Origin of the sequence: Coleofasciculus sp. A1-SPW-01, from assembly GCF_040217205.1 — a bacterium.
GTDB lineage: Bacteria > Cyanobacteriota > Cyanobacteriia > Cyanobacteriales > Coleofasciculaceae > Coleofasciculus > Coleofasciculus chthonoplastes_A.
The window spans coordinates 12931-30457 of the sequence record NZ_JAVJNP010000145.1 but is presented as its reverse complement, the minus strand read 5'-3'; the positions used below and the strand labels follow the sequence as shown (position 1 = coordinate 30457).

Below are 17527 nucleotides of genomic sequence, written 5' to 3'. Positions count from 1 at the left end.
GATTGCCTTTTCCAACAAGCGCTGGCTGCACTTCTTCATGCTGTTTGTCCCAGTGACAGGCTTGTGGATGAGTTCAGTGGGTGTGATTGGCTTAGCGGTAAACCTGCGGGCGTATGACTTCGTGTCCCAGGAAATCCGGGCAGCAGAAGATCCCGAATTTGAGACATTCTACACCAAGAACATTCTGCTTAACGAAGGAGTCCGGGCTTGGCTGGCGCCTCAAGACCAACCACATCAGAAGTTTGTATTCCCTGAGGAGGTACTACCCCGTGGTAACGCTCTCTAGTAGTTCCATGGTGGCGGGAAACCGCGACCAACAATCATCAGGTTTTGCCTGGTGGGCGGGTAATGCCCGTCTGATCAACCTCTCCGGTAAATTACTGGGGGCTCATGTTGCCCATGCTGGACTAATTGTCTTCTGGGCTGGGGCAATGACTTTATTTGAAGTTGCCCACTTTATTCCCGAAAAGCCCATGTATGAACAGGGCGCAATTCTTTTACCTCACCTAGCTACCCTAGGTTGGGGTGTAGGTCCCGGTGGTGAAGTGATTGACACATTCCCCTACTTTGTCGTTGGGGTACTGCACATCATTTCCTCTGCCGTTCTGGGTCTCGGCGGTATCTATCACGCCGTTCGTGGTCCAGAAACCTTAGAAGAGTATTCCGCCTTCTTTGGTTACGACTGGAAAGATAAGAACAAGATGACCACAATCATCGGGTTCCACCTGATTGTTTTAGGTCTAGGTGCTTTACTGCTCGTAATCAAAGCCATGTTTGTCGGTGGTGTTTATGATAGTTGGGCACCCGGCGGTGGTGACGTGCGGATCATTACGAACCCGACACTGAACCCGGCTGTTATCTTCGGTTATCTAACCACCTCTCCCTTTGGTGGAGAAGGTTGGATCATCGGCGTCAACAACATGGAAGATATTATCGGCGGACATATTTGGATCGGTCTGATCTGTATTTCTGGCGGTATCTTCCACATTCTCACCAAGCCTTTTGGTTGGGCACGTCGCGCCTTTATCTGGTCTGGAGAAGCTTATCTTTCCTACAGCTTAGGTGCTTTGTCCCTGATGGGCTTTATCGCGGCTTCGTTTGTTTGGTTCAATAACACCGCTTATCCCAGCGAATTTTATGGTCCAACTAACGCGGAAGCATCTCAGGCTCAGTCCTTCGTCTTCTTAGCCCGTGACCAACGGTTAGGGGCAAACATTGCTTCAGCGCAAGGTCCTACGGGTCTAGGTAAATACCTGATGCGCTCTCCGACTGGAGAAATCATCTTCGGTGGTGAAACCATGCGCTTCTGGGACTTCCAAGGTCCTTGGTTAGAACCCCTACGTGGTCCTAACGGACTGGATGTAGACAAGCTGAGAAATGATATTCAGCCTTGGCAACTACGCCGTGCGGCTGAATACATGACCCATGCACCGAACGGTTCGATCAACTCCGTTGGTGGAATTATTACGGAAATGAACGGGTTTAACTATGTTAATCCCCGTGCATGGTTGGCGGCGGCTCACTTTATCTTAGGATTCTTCTTCTTGATCGGTCACCTCTGGCATGCAGGTCGCGCTCGTGCGGCGGTTGCTGGATTTGAAAAAGGTATTGACCGTGAGAGTGAGCCAGTATTGTTTATGGGTGATCTTAACTAGATTGGTTCATTTCATCCACTGAAACTTAATTGGCTTGAAGGCTCTTGTTGAAACGCAAGAGCCTTTTTTTTTATGTGTCGTGCTGTGTAGATGCTGAAAATAGCAATGCTCTGGTTGAACAAACCTTCGCCCTTTAGAACCCGTTTTAACGGGTTTAAGCTTTTAGCCCCAACTTTAGTTGAGGGCTGATACTAAAGCGTGACTCATTTCATCTTAATAATCCCTTAATTTCCCGCCAAATCTGTGACTGATTAGATTGAACTCTGGGATGAGTCAAAACACCCTGACTGGGACTAAACAAAAATGCCAGCATAAAAAATCCAAAGGTGACTAACACAATAGCCGGACCCGATGGTAAGTTGAAAAAATAGCTCAAATACATCCCACTAATACTGGCAACAACGCCAATTCCTGACCCTAAAAGCATCATCTGGTGTAACCTTTTCACCAATAAATACGCCGTCGCCCCTGGGGTAATTAGCATGGCTAAGACTAGAATCACCCCAACCGCTTTGAGACTGGCGACGATGGTTAAGGCGATTAAAATCATTAAGCCAAAGTTGAGTAAATTTGTCGGTAATCCTGCTGCTTTTGCGCCTACGGGGTCAAAGGTATAATACATTAATTCTTTATACAGCAACAGAACAATGGCGAGGACAATGGCGGTAATTATGGCTGTATTGATCACTTCCTCCCCGGTAACGCTGAGGATATTGCCAAATAAAAAGTGATTTAGGTCAATCTTATTGTCTTTTTGAATAACCGTAATTAAGGTAATACCAAGGGCAAAGAAGGCGGAAAAAACAATCCCCATCGCCGCATCTTCTTTAATCTGCGATCGCGTTCTGATCCAGGTAATCACAATGGTACTGACAATACCTGCCAAGAACGCCCCCAGAAAGATATCCACCCCCACGATATAAGCGATCGCTAATCCCGGTAATACGGAATGACTAATCGCATCACCGAGTAAGGCGAGGCGTTGTACCATCAAGTAGCTTCCCACTGAAGCGCAGACGATTCCCACTAAGACGGCTGTCATTAGCGATCGCTGCATAAAGCTGTATTGTAAGGGTTCAATTAAAAGGTCAAGCATGATTTGTCATTGGTCTTATGTCATTGGTCTTATGTCATTGGTCTTATGTTAAATATCTCAAACGTTAGCCAGGGCGGGTTTTGTAGAAACGTTAACAAAAACAATCAATTTTAATCCCTAAACCCGCCCCTACACAATTCAAACATTAAGCGGCGTCTGAGAAAAATACGACTTGACCTCCATACGCCCGTTGTATGTTATTTGCCTGCATGACTTGTGGGCGGGAACCTGAGGCGATTAATTCCCGATTCAATAAAATTAAATCATCAAAATTGGTAATCGCTTCCCCTAAATCATGGTGAACCACTAACACGGTTTTCCCAGAATCGGCTAATTCGTGGAGAATCTCAAAAATAATGGCTTCGGTTTTTTTATCAATTCCCGCCATGGGTTCATCAAAACAGAAAATATCCGCTTCTTCCGCTAACGCTTTGGCGAGAAAGACGCGCTGTTGTTGTCCCCCCGATAATTGTCCAATCGGGCGATCGCGAAAGTCACTCATCCCTACCCGCGCTAATGACTGGGCGGCGATGCGCCGGGATACGGTGGAGAAACGTCGAAACCATCCTGTCTTGCGTATCCGCCCCATCAATACCACATCCCACACGGTTGCTGGGTATGTCCAATCAATCTGCGATCGCTGGGGTACATACGCTATCCTATCTAACTGATCGATCAAGGGTTTCCCCTTATACATCGCCGTACCACAGCTTGTCTGCACTAACCCCAGCATCGCTTTCATCAGCGTACTTTTCCCCGCGCCATTGGGACCAATAATTCCCGTCAGTCGCCCCGGTTGAATCTGACAGGTGATATCCTTGAGCGCCTCCACAAAACGGTACTGCACGCTAAGGTGTCCAATCCTTATGGGTTCCTGGTGGGTAATCGTGGGGCTTTGGGGGTTGGAGTCGTTTCTTTTAAAGATAAGCGTTGACATGATTAAACCGGGCAGATTGGGGAAAATGAAACAATTATGAGAATATTGTACATTTAAAAATGAAAACAATATGAAAACCACTATATAAACTTGATGACCGGAATAACTCACTCGCAGGGTAGAACTCAGTTACAGGGGTGTACAGGTGTAGGGGCGGGTTTGACTGATAACGTTACCCCCTTGTATAGACACGCCATGGCGAGTTCACGTAGGTTAGGTAGAGCGATCGCGAAATCCGACAGACTACCTCATTGGGTTGAGCAAAGTCGAAACCCAACCTACAACGGTGGCATATTTGCACTAGCTGGGGTGATGCTGGGACTTTGGCTGAGTGGCTGTGAGGCGACAAATCCGAATCTCCAAGGGATTGACGCTGAGGATAAACCCAACGTTGTCGCTACCAGTACCATTATTGCCGACTGGACCGAACAAGTGGGGGGAGATGAGATCGAGTTAACCGGAATCCTGGAACCTGGAGCTGATCCACACGTTTACGAACCCGTACCTGCTGATACCATTGCCTTAGAACAAGCCGATTTGATTCTCTACAACGGGTATAACTTAGAACCCGCCCTGATTAAACTGATGCAGTCGGCGGGGGTAAATGCCAAAACCTTTGCTGTTGGCGAAATTGTCACCCCCTTAGACTTTGAATATCAAGGAGAAACCGAACCTGATCCTCATGTTTGGGGAGATGCAGAGCATGGGATTAAAATGGTGAATGCCATACGCGATCGCTTAATTGAATTATCACCGGAAGACAAAGACAAATTTACCGCCAACGCCGCCCAACTCACGGCTGAATTGGAACAAGTTGATACCTGGATTACTCAGCAAATTCAAACCATCCCCGCGAATCAGCGTAAACTGGTTACCACCCATGACGCCTTTCAATATTATGCTCAAGCTTATGGATTAGAAGTGATTGGCACACTAATCGGAATTAGCACCGAAGAACAACCCAGCGCCCAAACCGTGAAAACCCTATCCGATGCGGTAAAAGAAGCCGGAGTTCCCGCTATTTTTGCCGAAACCACGATTAACCCTGCTTTAATTGAAACCGTTGCGGAAGAAGCAGGGGTTAAATTAGCCCCATCTGAACTCTATTCCGATTCCCTAGGCGCACCTGGAACTGAAGCGGATACTTATGTGAAAATGCTGATTACTAATACCCGTACTATTGTCGAAGCCTTGGGAGGCGATTATCAAGGCTTTCTAAACGGGGGCAATTAATGTTAACGGTGGATATCGTATTATGTCTTATGTAGGGGCGGGTTTAGACACTAAACTTGCTTGTCATTAATAACTGAACAACAAAACCCGCCCTTGAGTGCCACTACTAACCGCACCATAAATCGTGGAAATAGGTGTTTGCTTTGCCTGATTAAATCGCTGTGCTGCCACCATTTCAGCAATACATTGCCCAAATCCTGTTCTCAAATCTGCTTTTTTTGCCTCGATAATAATCAAGACTGGTGCTTCAATTTCTAGAAGTTTCTCGGAACGACTCAAGAGAAAATCACACCGTCCATTGAGTCCAAGTGATTCATCAACGGTGAAATCCTCCCCGGAAAATAAGCTGACCCGCCGTTGCAGGATGCGCCGAACTTCCAGCAAAACTGGGTAAATAATGCCTTCCGAACGCGCTTTTTCACTAGCCGATGCTGCTAAAGGTAAACTTTCTTCTAAAAAGGATGTCAGGGTTGGGGACGGTTGAATGGGTTCAATATCTGGTAAAAAGTGAGCAAGGGCGGGTTTTGTTGTTTCGTTATTGGTGACTAGCTGAATTGATTCCCTAAACCCGCCCCTACGATTGATTCCCTAAACCCGCCCCTACGATTGATTCCCTAAACCCGCCCCTACGATTGATTCCCTAAACCCGCCCCTACGATTGTCCCTAAACCCGCCCCTACACATGACAAATGACCAATGACAAATGACCAATGACAAATGACCAATGACAAATAACTAACGCCGTCTTCTTCCCATTGAACGCCGACTGCTGCCAAAACTGCTACCAAAACGACTGGAACGATTCATCCGCGTCGAACTGGATTTATTAGAACGGCGCAAATTACTAGAACCGAAACCTGAACCCGTCGCCCGATTACCTTTTTGGCGATTTTTACGAGCCGTTGGTGATGAATTAGAGGAACGTCTTAATTGACCTGTACTGCGGAACGTTTGACGATTTTTTACCGCAGGTGGCGGTTCATTATGACGGGCTTGATATCGGTCTACCGCTTGCGAGTAAGTGCTTCCATATCCACCATATCCGGTCATAATTCCACCGTGATAAACTGGGGGTACATAATAGCTGGGTCGAAATAATAAACTCCCCAAGGCTTGACCCGCTAATGCGCCTGCAAAAGGTGTCCAAAAACTGGATTCCCGTCGCACAATTACCGTTTCCGGTTGACCCGTTTGTGGATTCGTTTGGGTTTCGGTAACGTTATGCACATATTCAATCCGAAAGTCTTCACTTAAGTGCATATCGGCTTGACTGTTTTCGATTTCCAAGTATGTCTTTTCACCCGCCGCTAGTTCCTCATCCGTGAGACGGGCTAATCGCAAATCGGGACTACGCAAGACAGGGGGTGTACCAGGTGGTGTATTTAGCAACATCACGCTATATTCACCACTGACATCATCATAAGTGGCTTGTTGAACGGGATATTTCCCATCACTGAACCGCTTGGCATTTGAGGTAACATTGACCGTCTGATTGGGGCTTTGGGCGACAGAAGGCGAACCACAAGCTAGGGTGGTTAGACACAATGCCAAAGACATGAAAAGGATAATAAATTTTCGCAGCATATCAGAAAATTATCGACTTGAGCGATTCATTGGGGATTCAACTCATCCCATGCCTTGCTAAAATAGCACAATGCAACAGATTACAGGGACAACCAAACTCTTAGGCGTAATTGGTCATCCGGTGGAGCATTCTCTATCACCAATTATGCACAATCGCGCGATCGCACAGTTGGGTGTGGATTATGTCTATCTCCCTCTCCCCGTCAAACCGGAGGATTTAGCTGTCGCCGTGGCGGGGTTTGCGGCGATAGGGTTGCAAGGCTTTAATATCACGATTCCCCATAAGCAAGCCATTATCCCTCTCTTATCTGAGGTATCCGATATCGCCCAACTGGTGGGTGCAGTGAACACCGTTTGGCGTACCGATAACGGCTGGAGTGGGACAAATACCGATGTCTTAGGGTTTATCGCCCCCTTGAACCAATATCAGCGAGATTGGCATCACACCAAGGCGGTAGTATTAGGCTATGGTGGTGCAGCACGCGCTGTTGTCGTCGGGTGTATGCAGTTGGGTTGTCCTGAGATTTGGGTTGTGGGTCGCAATCCCTATAAGTTAAGTCAGTTTCAGCAAAGTTGGGCAAATACTCCCTTGTCTAAGATTCTACAGGCTTATCCCTGGGAGGAAATGCCACAATTACTACAACAAGCCGATTTACTGGTGAATACAACGCCTGTGGGTATGCATCCTTATGTCGATCAATCCCCTGTCGATGAACAGACAATGCAGAGATTGCCCAAAGGCGCGATCGCTTATGATTTAATTTACACCCCCAATCCCACAAAATTTCTACAACAAGCCAAACAACAAGGCGCGATTCCCATTGACGGCTTAGAAATGTTAGTCCAACAAGGTGCAGCCGCGTTACAGATTTGGTTAGGACAAACACCACCTGTTGAGATTATGCGAGAATCCCTTCAAAAAGAATTAGGCTTGTAGTTGCGATGCGAGCGCCTCAAATGTTCGTATCGTTTACTACAAACAGCTAAAGATGACCTCTCCCCCAACCCCTCTCCTGCAAGGAGAGGGGAGCAATTTAAAAGACCTCAATTGAATAAACCCGTCCTGAACATAGGTGCATAGAATAGGAGTCAACGTTGATAAACTTTGCCGAAATTTTAATTGACCTGCTCATACTGCAAATATTCCAGCATCAGTAAACGCAAGTAATCCAACATTCTAATATAACCCTTTATTTGCTCATACTTGCCATTACTGCCAAAGTAAAACTGGACGATAACAGGTATTCTAAAAACTCGTATTTCTCGTAATTGCTCAATTACCTGGGTTTCATTTATAATCCACCCTTGCGCCTGAATTTGATTGGCATAGCCCCGGAGAGTGACCGTTAACAGTTCAATTTCCTCTAACAGAGAAAACTCTTCATTAGATGGACGGAAATTAGCTACAATTTCTTTTCGCTCTCTTTGAGTATTCTGATCAGCTAATTTTATCTCATCTAGCAAATGCACAATATTAGTTTTAGTTGCTTCTCTTTCATTTAAGACTGCTTCAGTATATCCTTCGAGAAGATTTTCCCAAAATGGATCGGAGATAGACTCGTCTTCTGGCATTATTGCTCACTCATATCTCTGCTACTTTCTCCGACTCAAGTAAGGGTCTTGCTGCAAATCATTATATTGTGAATGCCTTGAAAGAGCGATCGCGCTCCTAGGTTGATCCGCCGTTAATTGCCACCGCCAAAACCTGACATTATAAACCCAAAATGCAACTTAATGATTGACATTGTTATATTAATGTTCTAACTTCATCAAATCTGTCACTCCACACCGTTGAGGGAGTCTTGCCATGACGAACAACATCCTTGACAAAATTGATACCCAGAGATTGGGGGAACTCCTTCAACAAGCACGTAATCAATGTGGCATGACCCAAGCGGATGCAGCTAAAGTCATCGATGCAGCGCGTACAACGATGGTTGCGATTGAGAAAGGAGAGCGCCGTCTTAAGCCCAATGAATTGATCAAACTTGCCCGTGCTTACGGACGAGCCGTCAGCGACTTTGTGCGACAACCTCCCGTGGCGCAACCGTTCGAGGTTCAATTCCGAGCCGCCTACCGACGCAATCAAGTGGAAGAGTCACAGATTGAACCTGTCATTCAACTCCTAGAGGAGTTGTGCCAGAATTATCTGGAACTTGAAGAAATTATGGATGCACCACTCCCGCGAAACTATCCTCGTGAGTACCATCTGAGTGGTATGCCCATAGAGCGGGCGGCGGAGAGTATTGCTGTTGAAGAACGTCAACGCCTCGGTCTTGGAGATGGTCCCATTCCTCTGCTTCGAGACATCTTAGAGCAGAGTGTAGGACTCCGCATCTTTTACTTAAAAATGCCACCAAAATACTCAGAACTCTATAGTTACGACGAGCAACGGGGTGGGTGCATAGCAATTAATGCTGATCACCCCGAAGAACGGCGACGTTGGTCATTAGCCCATGGATATCTTCATTTTCTTGCTCATCGACGCAAGCCTGTACTTGATTTTGAGGGACAGTACAAGAGGATGCCAGAAAGTGAACGACTCGCCGAAGCCTTCCCAAAATATTTCCTGATGCCAACGAGTGGCTTACTTAAACGATTTAACGATATGTATCGCGCTAATGGTAAGTTCACTCCCACCAATTTATTTACGTTGGCTCATTACTACGGCGTATCTGTGCAAGCGCTGATTTATCGGTTAGAGGAGATGGAACTGCTGCCATCTGGAACGTGGGATCGATTAAGCGATCGCGGATTGAAAGTTAGAAAAGTACAGGAGGAACTTGGCTTAGAAGAAATCCCCCAACGTACTGATAGGATGCCAGTCCACTACCAACATCTTGCCATTGAAGCATTTGATCAGGGGCTAATTACTGAAGGGCGCTTCGCCGATTTTCTTCATGTTGATCGCCTTGAAGCCCGTCGCCTTGCCGAAGTGTTGCGAGAGTATTCCAGTGGAATATTGGAGGAAGCGACTGATTTAGATTTACGCCAAGGGCAGGAATGACGGAAGGTTAACTTAGCTTATGCAAATTGCTCAATCCCACGTTCTTCTTGACGCCTGTTGCATCTTAAACTTTAGTGCATCGGGTCATCTTTTGGAAATTTTGCAGGCTATTCCGGCTCAAGTTGCAGTTCCCCAAGTTGTGCGAGAGCGCGAATTGAAGACACTGCAACGCCTTGAGAATGAGGAGAACGAGGGAGCGACTCAGTTTGAGGCTGCTATTGCCCAGGGTTTAGTTATTGTGGTGGACTTTAAATCAGAATCAGAAGAGACATCATTTGTCAACTATGTTTTTGAACTAGGCGATGATGGAGAATCTGCCTGCTGTGCGATCGCGGTTCATCGAGGATGGGCAATAGCAACTGACGATAAGAAGGCAATCTCGTTTATTCAACGGGAGATCTCCCAGCTTCAAATTATATCAACTCCAGAGATAATCAAGCATTGGTCAGAGAAAGTCGCTCTTGATGCTTCAATATTACGAGATGCACTCAGGGCAATTCGGGTCAAGGGACGGTATTTACCACGTAAAAACCATCCTTTACTAAGTTGGTGGCAAGCTGCTTTGACTGATCCAGACGCTTTAGAGGAATGAGATTCTGTAATCCAAATACATTGTTTTTGAAAACCCATGCAATTAGGGGCTAAAGCCCCTACTACGAACCCAACTATACCACAATTTTAACTGTGTCAGTCCACTACTGCCGTGACCCAACTAAAATAGGACGTTGTTTGTAGTGAGAACTTTAGTTCTCTCTCCGCCTAGCTGGAGAGGGCTAAAGCCCCTACTACGAACCCAACCTATTCCACCATTTCAACTGTGTCAGTCCACTACGGTCTAAGAATACCGGATTTGCAGCAGTAGTCTATCTGCTTTAACCGGAGAAATTACGCGGTGAATGCAGGAAGGGTCTTGCACAAAACCAAATCCACTTTCTCCTTCAATGATCAGTTGATTGTCTTGTCCGTAATAATTAAGTACCGCCTTGTCCGACTGACGACCCGCAGCCAAGGTCATGTAAAGCGGCTTTTTCTGATGAGAGCCTTTGATCATAACATGAGCGCCCGAATCAGCATTCACATCGGTGATATAAAAATAGGCGGTCATGAAGTTGTACCCAGCGATATCATAGTGAAAATTCGTGGGTGGATAACTCTGTCTAATTTCCGGTTCTCGGAGATCTGACACTAAACTCCAAGTCAGATGCTGAGTAATTTGGTTGGGCCAATACCCCAGATAGTTCTTAACGATTTGCAACAGCAGAGGATCTTGGGTAATTTTTTGAATGGCTTCACAATTCATGACATCACGCACCAAGGCACGCAGTACTGGATGTTCACCTCGCCTTCGACCATTTCTAATTACCTCTTCGATGAAAAATTCGTCGTCAGACTCAGGTTCAATACAAGCTGTTTGCATGGCATATTGATAGATTTCTTTTACCATCGACGGCGATAAATGCAGACCAAAGCCTACTCCTTCATGACGGAGTTGTTGGACACATTTATCGAGAGAAACACCGTCAAACATTGAATCGGAAGCAATCTTCAGACGTTTTTTATAGAAATCGGGATTTAGGCGCTGTCGCCTAGCTTGGAGAAGACTATATATTCTCCGACAGATGAGGAAACGACCAAACCGCTGCGTGAAGTCTCCTTGGGTTAACCGTTTTATTGGGTTTGATGATGAACTTAAGCGTCCCGTTGAACTTTCTAATGGGGTACTTTTCATGACAATTCTCAAGACACTTGGCTACATCTACTACTCTCATCATTACTTTTGGGGATCAGGAGTGTCACACCCAGTTTGAGATCAGTAATTTACGCCGCGAAACTGATCTGTTATTTCTTTTAGGGAGAATTGTACAGGCGATATCCAAGAGGGTGGCGGAATAGATTTGACGGTTCAATCGAAGCTAAAACAAGCCAAGAACTCAAGTTCTTGGCTTATAGCTCAAGTCCATTAAAATGGACTAATACCAAATTCGGGGAACGTTAACCCCGTTATAGCAATAGACACATCGATTAGGACGTTCGGCACCATTGTAGAGACGCGCCATGGCGCGTCTCTACATAAATGATGTGTCCTAAGCTGAAATGCATTTAAATTGGGTATTAGTAGCGAGCAAGATGCAAAGCCTTCGGGAGCATCCCAATTTGGCACGTTGGCTCTTTAAATGGGGCTGAAACCCTTGCAATTGCGTTACTTTAGGTAATGCTTTGTCCAAAACGGGATGCTCCCAAGCCTTCGGCATGGCTTCGCTTAACGCACTACAAGGATTTCGCAATTCTTGACATTATGGTTTAAATGCCGAACAGCTTAACAGCCATGGCGGTTGCTATATAACCTAGTCCGCGCAGGCGGACTTTGTTTGTGTAGCAGCGATTTCAATCGCCTCCTCTCTAATACTTTTGGGAAAACGATGAAACCTGGGCTTCTAACTCATCGCACGCTTCACGGACTAACCGCAACCCTTCTTCCTTCTTCAGATGAGCGCCTGCGGGAACAAACTCTTGTAAAATTTCCGCCTCTGTTGTTTGATATTCACCCCAATCTGATTTCAACTTTTCTAGGTAATTAATTCCCTCACTACCATCTTGAATGGCAAACTCTAAAATAGAATCCAGATAAGCCGTAACCTTAGAACTCTTCACCCCTTCCGTCACCGCCGCAAATAATAATTCACCATTGAGATAGTCAAACTCTGGCACAACTAGCCAATTACCCCGTAACTCAAAGGTATGAACGCCTTGAGCAGGTCTAACGGTTATTCCTTCCTGTCTGACTCGTCTAGCGGCATTGTAAACTAATCTCATGATTGTGAAAATTACGTCTGGATAATTACTATCAATTCCCCGTAATTCCACCGTTCCTAATGCATTGAGTCGCACTGGATTCCAGCCCGATTTTAGTAAATTTCCGCCGCCTTCAGTAAACAACTTCCGCTCAACTCCAGCATTATCCATCGCGGTTAGCCATGCATAATAGCGTTCAAATTGTAACTCTACTAACTGTTCCACAGAATCGGCATAAGGCATTAAACCGCCAACAGATTGTAAGTGAGTATACACGCCTTCCCAGCCAAATCTGTCACTTCCCCGATAGCGGACAATGTGATAGGCAAGTCCCGTGGCTTCTCCTTCATAAAAGGGACAGGCGCGTCCCAAGGCGATGAGGGCAGAATCTAAGGCTGTGGCTAAATTATAAATATTAATCAGTTCTTCGCGTTCGGCGGCGCTGCTGTTGTAAGAGACACCAACGCGAGAATCAATTACTCCTGGTGGTACTTCTAAATGGATATGGGTTCCTGTACATTTACCCGCATTCAAAAATCGGTCGTAGCCAACGGTGCGAACCTGGACATGATAGCTTAATTTATCCCGAATGACGGGAATTAAATGTAAGGGATAGCTGGATAGAGGATAAAGCCGCAAATGCATCTTTTTTCCCACCTGTAATCCGAGTTGTAAGTTTTTTAGATAGGCTATGGCTAATTCGGTGGGAGTATGGGCGGGAGGGGTATTAATTTCGATCATTCCCTTCACCCATTCCGGCATAAAGTAATCGGGATTTAAGCCAATAGCTTCGGCTTCTTGGCGACAATTTTGTAAGAATTCATCGGCATGATTGGAAAATTTTCCCCTTTCGTCTACGAGGAAAAATTCTTGTTCTAAACCGATGCGACGTTTACCTAGTTTCATAGTATAGTTATAATGGTTACTGGGTTATTTCAAGGAGGCAGATCCTCCTCAATAGCATTTCCTTCTCATACCTGGAAACGAGACTAAGAAGTCTAAGCAGTCAGGGCGGGTTTTGCAGATACGTTATTATCAATGACGAAACGATATATCCTAAACCCGCCCCTACTCACCATTAAACCTCCACCACGGCTTGCTGATACACCTGTTGTGTCACTTTAACTAACCGTTGCATGGCGGTTTCTAATTCGCGATCGCTTGCGGTTAAACTAATCCGAATACACTGATGCTGGTGTTCCCAATTGTCCCGTAATCCGGGGAAGAAGGTATTTCCGGGAACCACGATTACTCCCACCTGCTTTAACTGTTGATACAAGTCCCAATCGGTTATCGGTAAATCTTTGAACCACAACCAGGCAAAAATAGCGCCTTCACCGCGATGTAAAAACCACGGTAAATCCTTGGGCATAAATTGGTTTAGCGCGGTTTCTAAGACGGTAAACTTGTGCTGATAATAGGGACGAATCACATTAACAGAAATCTCAGCCAATGCGCCAGAATTAATTGCCTGTGCAGCAATGGCTTGTCCGTAGCGGGAGGAATGGATGCAGAGATTCGTCTGGAACGATTGCAAAATCTCAATCCTATCCGGATCACCAATAGCGACGCCAATTCGTTCTCCGGGTAGTCCGGCTTTAGATAAACTCAAACAGTGGATAATATTATCACCAAAAATGGGCGTCATGTCGGTAAAGTTTAATGCTGGAAATGGGGGTGCATAGGCGGAATCAATGAATACTGGCACATGATTCGGTGCAGCAAGTTCGGCAATTTTTCGCACTTCGTTATCGCTAAGAACATTCCCTGTGGGATTACAGGGGCGAGAAAATATGACACATCCGGTATCTTGGCTAATTTTCAATTGACTGAAGTCGGGACGATATTTGTAGCGATGCGCCGCTTCGTCAATCTCTAGGCTGGGTTTATAGGCGATTAGGGCTTCTGGGGTTAAACTGACGCCACCATACCCGGTATAATCAGGACTCAGGGGGAGAACGATTTGTTTTAACTCACCCGCTTGGGTATAGCCGCCAAAGGCATTCGCACCGTAGAAGTAAATGGATTGAGAACCGGGAGTAATTAAGATATTCCGTTCAGTTAGACTCAAGCCGTAACGCTGATTGAAATCTTTTGCGATCGCGTCAATCAAGGGCTGGTATCCTTGAGATGACCCATAACGGCAAACCACTTCTCCGTATTCGGGACTTGCCAAGAGTTGGGCGGTACAGTCTCGCCACAGTTGTTCCACCTCTGGCAATATTACCGGATTTCCGGCACTGAGGTTAATAAACTCCTGTCCCTGACCTAATCGTAACGTTTCAATAATATCCTTCATAATAGCCCGGACGCCCGTCAGGTTGGACATCTGAGTACCAAATTGAGTGAGAGACGGTTCCATCATGCGCGATCGCTCTTATCACAGAGGTTAACTTACTTTGCCGCGAATTGAGTCAAGATTACTGATTCACGGGGACTGTACTCATTTAACCGCAAATTCCCCAACCCGACTCCCCCAACTCTCCGTCCTTTTCCCAACTGGAGAGCGTACTATAGGTAAGGTGAACGCATAGACTGGGAGAACAACCACGGTTTACACACGCCCCCTAGCTCGATTGATCGAGCAACTACAACGCTTACCTGGAGTGGGTCCCAAAACCGCTCAACGATTGGCATTACATATTATTAAACGCTCAGAGGATGAAGTCAAAGCCCTGGCGCAAGCTTTAATTGAGGCGAAAAAGCAGATTGGCTTGTGTCAGGTTTGCTTTCACCTGTCGGCTGAATCGGTGTGTGATATCTGTCGTAATCCGAATCGCGATAAAACAACCCTTTGTGTGGTGGCGGATTCCCGTGATGTGATTGCGTTGGAGAAAACACGGGAATATCGGGGGAATTATCATGTTCTCGGTGGGGTGATTTCTCCCATGGATGGAATTGGACCGGAACAATTGCACGTTGAACAACTGGTGCGCCGCGTTAGCCAGCAGAAGATTCAAGAGGTAATTTTAGCGATTAGTCCGAGTGTGGAAGGGGAAACGACGACCCTGTATGTTGGTCAACTATTGAAACCGTTTACAAAGGTGACTCGAATTGCTTTTGGGTTACCCATGGGTGGGGATTTAGAATATGCGGATGAGGTGACATTAGCACGGGCGTTGGAAGGGCGACGGGAGTTGGATTAGTTATTTGTCATTTGTCATTTGTCATTTGTTGATTATTCATGGTTGATTGGTAATCCTCTTACCCAGCTCCCAGACGCGCCATGGCACGTCTCTACATCACTCCCCCAGCTTCCCTTCTGCCTACCAAAATCATTCATCGAGTCACTTCGATATAAATATGCTCTAAGCGTACAGGTTGGCGAGTGATTGAATCTAGGGAAATGCCCTCAAATCGCTCAATTATTTCTTTTAAATCTAACGCTTCGGGTAACCAAAAAGCTAAATCATTCCCGTAGCGGCGATGGGTGAAACCGAGTTCTGTCGCCCGCGCGATCGCACGTTCCTCTTCTTGTGTTTGGATAATCACAATCTCTTGGGCGGGAATCCGTTGGCGCAGGGTATCTAAACTCCCTTCGGCGAGGATTTGTCCGCCTTTGAGAATGCCAATCCGCTGACATAGGCGTTCGGCTTCATCGAGTAAGTGAGTGGTTAATAAAATTGTTAATCCTTGACGTTGGAGACGGCGAATCAAGTCCCAAACTTCATATCGGGCTTCGATATCTAAACCCGTTGTGGGTTCGTCTAAAATGACCAGTTTCGGCTGATGAACCAGGGCGACGGCTATATTTAAGCGTCGCTGCATTCCCCCACTTAAGGTTTCAACGGGACTTTGGGCGCGATCGCATAGATTAACAGCGTCTAAACAGGTGTGGACTTGTTGTTGTCGTTGTCGCTTGCTTAAGCCATAGATGCGGGCAAAAAAATGCAGGTTTTCGGCACAGGTTAAGGTTTTATAGAGTAAGTTTTCCTGGGGGGCAATTCCAATCAGGGTTTTGGTGGCGTCGGAGACGGGTTGGTGATTAATGGTGATTGTGCCACTGTCGGCTTTGAGTAAGTTACAGATACTATTAATTGTGGTGGTTTTTCCGGCACCATTGGGTCCGAGTAATCCGTAAATTTCTCCGGGGGGAATATGTAGGGTGAGATTTTGTAGAACATGGCGATCGCCGTAAGATTTACAGAGGTTTTCGATATGCAGCACAATGAGTAATACATAAAATAGGACAATTTTATGAGTTTCTGACACGGACTAATTGAAAATTCAAAAATCCCAAATGGGAGGTTGCCAAAATTGTCAAAGGCTAAAGCCCTTACTACAAACCTACTCCCCTCTCCCCTGGTGGGAGAGGGGTTGGGGGTGAGGGGGTTTCGCCTTAAGTTGACACCAGTGACGTCTGTGCGCCCCGACGAAGATTTATCTGATATCATAACCTTCGCTCAACTCTCAGCATCCGCTGATAAGATAACCATCCGGCTACTACCATAATTAAGGCAAATACGCCCAAAAACAAAAAATGCTCCCGAATATCCGCCAATCCCTCGCCATTTGCCCAAACACCCAGCAGCGCTTCGTTGATATGGTAAATCGGGTTAAATTGGGCGATGTCTAGCAAGGTGTCGGGAAATAGGGATGTGGGTAAAAATGCACCCCCTAAAATTAACAGGGGTACGCCAAACGCTGCAACCAAGGCGTTTACATCCTCCGTGCGACGGGCAAATTGGGTACCAAGGATGAATCCCACTCCCACGTAAGCCATGATACTCTGTAGAATGATCAAGATGCCTAAAACTAGAGACCCCTGAAACTTAGCACCCCAACATGCTGCGATCGCATAAACCAAAACCGCTTGACCCCCAGCAATGGCGCTATGGGCGCAAAAGATACCTAGAAAATAGGATATGCCACTTAAGGGTGAGATGAACAGACGTTTAAGGGTTTGCTGTTCTCGTTCCCCTACCACCGTTGCTACCGTACCCCCCAGACAGCTAAAAAATAAAGCAGCACCTGCCAACGTCGAAGGGGCGGCATTTTCAAAGGCTTGCGCCATCGACAATTGGGCGCGTTCTGCCAAAATATAACCGTTGAGTAATAATACCGAAATGGGGAAAATTCCCCAAAACACCAGACTGCGGCGTCTTCGCCCCAGTTCGATTAAAATGCGCTGGGCTACAGCCAATGTTTCATGCCAATAGTTCATTTAAATTTTCTGTCGGGGCGGGTTTCATTATTATCCTCTCTAAATGCGAGAACTAACC

The 17527-nt window shown here is 46.2% G+C and carries 14 protein-coding genes and 3 pseudogenes; 7 read left to right on the top strand and 10 right to left on the bottom strand.

All coding sequences use genetic code 11. From position 1 onward, the window contains the following. Together RH949_RS22420 and psbC are read left to right on the top strand one after the other, a co-directional pair. Positions 1-286 (top strand): annotated as a pseudogene (locus RH949_RS22420) (photosystem II D2 protein (photosystem q(a) protein)); the annotation flags it as partial. A gap of 7 nt (positions 287-293) precedes the next feature. Beyond that, positions 294-1655, top strand: coding sequence for a photosystem II reaction center protein CP43 (psbC, locus tag RH949_RS22415; RefSeq protein WP_083798991.1), 1362 nt, complete (start codon positions 294-296; stop codon positions 1653-1655). 208 nt (positions 1656-1863) lie between these two features. Here psbC and RH949_RS22410 read toward each other — a convergent pair whose 3' ends face one another. Both RH949_RS22410 and RH949_RS22405 read right to left on the bottom strand, forming a co-directional pair. Continuing rightward, on the bottom strand, positions 1864-2751 hold the full coding sequence (locus tag RH949_RS22410) for a metal ABC transporter permease (RefSeq protein ID WP_446356250.1): 888 nt from the start codon (positions 2749-2751) through the stop codon (positions 1864-1866). 145 nt (positions 2752-2896) lie between these two features. After that, positions 2897-3688 (bottom strand): metal ABC transporter ATP-binding protein, encoded by a 792-nt coding sequence (locus tag RH949_RS22405; RefSeq protein ID WP_083798990.1) that lies wholly within the window; start codon positions 3686-3688, stop codon positions 2897-2899. A gap of 312 nt (positions 3689-4000) precedes the next feature. On the opposite strand from RH949_RS22405, the gene RH949_RS22400 reads away from it, so the two are divergent. Continuing rightward, entirely contained in the window at positions 4001-4921 is a 921-nt protein-coding gene (locus tag RH949_RS22400; RefSeq protein ID WP_446356256.1) for a metal ABC transporter substrate-binding protein, read from the top strand. Positions 4922-5002: 81 nt separating this feature from the next. Here the strand turns inward: RH949_RS22400 and RH949_RS22395 are convergent. Both RH949_RS22395 and RH949_RS22390 read right to left on the bottom strand, forming a co-directional pair. Continuing rightward, a pseudogene (locus tag RH949_RS22395) lies at positions 5003-5428 on the bottom strand (hypothetical protein); the annotation flags it as partial. A 228-nt stretch (positions 5429-5656) separates the two neighbouring features. Further along, on the bottom strand, positions 5657-6505 hold the full coding sequence (locus RH949_RS22390; protein ID WP_446356248.1) for a hypothetical protein: 849 nt from the start codon (positions 6503-6505) through the stop codon (positions 5657-5659). 70 nt (positions 6506-6575) lie between these two features. Between RH949_RS22390 and RH949_RS22385 the strand changes: the two genes are divergently transcribed. Continuing rightward, positions 6576-7442, top strand: a complete 867-nt coding sequence (locus RH949_RS22385) for a shikimate dehydrogenase (protein ID WP_446356246.1) — start codon at positions 6576-6578, stop codon at positions 7440-7442. Positions 7443-7621: 179 nt separating this feature from the next. Here the strand turns inward: RH949_RS22385 and RH949_RS22380 are convergent, their stop codons facing one another. Further along, on the bottom strand, positions 7622-8077 hold the full coding sequence (locus RH949_RS22380) for a hypothetical protein (RefSeq protein ID WP_446356244.1): 456 nt from the start codon (positions 8075-8077) through the stop codon (positions 7622-7624). Between the two features lie 235 nt (positions 8078-8312). Between RH949_RS22380 and RH949_RS22375 the strand changes: the two genes are divergently transcribed. Both RH949_RS22375 and RH949_RS22370 read left to right on the top strand, forming a co-directional pair. Next, entirely contained in the window at positions 8313-9512 is a 1200-nt protein-coding gene (locus tag RH949_RS22375) for an ImmA/IrrE family metallo-endopeptidase (protein WP_446356242.1), read from the top strand. Positions 9513-9531: 19 nt separating this feature from the next. Further along, complete coding sequence (locus tag RH949_RS22370; RefSeq protein ID WP_446356240.1) at positions 9532-10104, top strand: hypothetical protein; 573 nt, start codon at positions 9532-9534, stop codon at positions 10102-10104. A 243-nt stretch (positions 10105-10347) separates the two neighbouring features. On the opposite strand, the gene RH949_RS22365 is transcribed toward RH949_RS22370, so the two are convergent. From RH949_RS22365 to RH949_RS22355, 3 genes are all read right to left on the bottom strand, one after another. Continuing rightward, positions 10348-11241 carry a hypothetical protein gene (locus RH949_RS22365; protein ID WP_006100682.1) on the bottom strand — a complete coding sequence of 298 codons (894 nt, stop codon included), beginning with the start codon at positions 11239-11241 and terminating at the stop codon, positions 10348-10350. Positions 11242-11912: 671 nt separating this feature from the next. Next, a complete protein-coding gene (locus RH949_RS22360) occupies positions 11913-13211 on the bottom strand; it encodes a glutamate-cysteine ligase family protein (protein WP_446356238.1) in 1299 nt (432 codons plus the stop codon). Between the two features lie 172 nt (positions 13212-13383). After that, positions 13384-14667: a valine--pyruvate transaminase gene (locus tag RH949_RS22355; RefSeq protein ID WP_446356254.1), complete on the bottom strand. Its 1284-nt coding sequence runs from the start codon at positions 14665-14667 to the stop codon at positions 13384-13386. A 190-nt stretch (positions 14668-14857) separates the two neighbouring features. Here RH949_RS22355 and recR point away from each other — a divergent pair. Next, positions 14858-15451 (top strand): annotated as a pseudogene (recR, locus tag RH949_RS22350) (recombination mediator RecR); the annotation flags it as partial. 133 nt (positions 15452-15584) lie between these two features. On the opposite strand, the gene RH949_RS22345 reads toward recR, so the two are convergent. Both RH949_RS22345 and RH949_RS22340 read right to left on the bottom strand, forming a co-directional pair. Continuing rightward, the gene (locus RH949_RS22345; RefSeq protein WP_446356252.1) at positions 15585-16472 is read right to left on the bottom strand and encodes an ABC transporter ATP-binding protein; all 888 of its coding nucleotides are present in this window, start codon (positions 16470-16472) and stop codon (positions 15585-15587) included. A gap of 223 nt (positions 16473-16695) precedes the next feature. Further along, the gene (locus RH949_RS22340; RefSeq protein ID WP_446356236.1) at positions 16696-17469 is read right to left on the bottom strand and encodes an ABC transporter permease; all 774 of its coding nucleotides are present in this window, start codon (positions 17467-17469) and stop codon (positions 16696-16698) included. Between the last annotated feature and the right edge of the window lie 58 nt (positions 17470-17527).

Bases quoted from the DNA above. Each gene is read 5' to 3' on its own strand.
- RH949_RS22400 (WP_446356256.1), top strand. From the start codon at position 4,001: ATGCTGGGACTTTGGCTGAGTGGCTGTGAGGCGACAAATCCGAATCTC.
- RH949_RS22340 (WP_446356236.1), bottom strand. From the start codon at position 17,469: ATGAACTATTGGCATGAAACATTGGCTGTAGCCCAGCGCATTTTAATC.
- RH949_RS22385 (WP_446356246.1), top strand. From the start codon at position 6,576: ATGCAACAGATTACAGGGACAACCAAACTCTTAGGCGTAATTGGTCAT.
- RH949_RS22365 (WP_006100682.1), bottom strand. From the start codon at position 11,241: ATGAAAAGTACCCCATTAGAAAGTTCAACGGGACGCTTAAGTTCATCA.
- RH949_RS22360 (WP_446356238.1), bottom strand. From the start codon at position 13,211: ATGAAACTAGGTAAACGTCGCATCGGTTTAGAACAAGAATTTTTCCTC.
- RH949_RS22380 (WP_446356244.1), bottom strand. From the start codon at position 8,077: ATGCCAGAAGACGAGTCTATCTCCGATCCATTTTGGGAAAATCTTCTC.
- RH949_RS22375 (WP_446356242.1), top strand. From the start codon at position 8,313: ATGACGAACAACATCCTTGACAAAATTGATACCCAGAGATTGGGGGAA.
- RH949_RS22370 (WP_446356240.1), top strand. From the start codon at position 9,532: ATGCAAATTGCTCAATCCCACGTTCTTCTTGACGCCTGTTGCATCTTA.
- RH949_RS22390 (WP_446356248.1), bottom strand. From the start codon at position 6,505: ATGCTGCGAAAATTTATTATCCTTTTCATGTCTTTGGCATTGTGTCTA.
- psbC (WP_083798991.1), top strand. From the start codon at position 294: ATGGTGGCGGGAAACCGCGACCAACAATCATCAGGTTTTGCCTGGTGG.
- RH949_RS22355 (WP_446356254.1), bottom strand. From the start codon at position 14,667: ATGGAACCGTCTCTCACTCAATTTGGTACTCAGATGTCCAACCTGACG.
- RH949_RS22410 (WP_446356250.1), bottom strand. From the start codon at position 2,751: ATGCTTGACCTTTTAATTGAACCCTTACAATACAGCTTTATGCAGCGA.
- RH949_RS22405 (WP_083798990.1), bottom strand. From the start codon at position 3,688: ATGTCAACGCTTATCTTTAAAAGAAACGACTCCAACCCCCAAAGCCCC.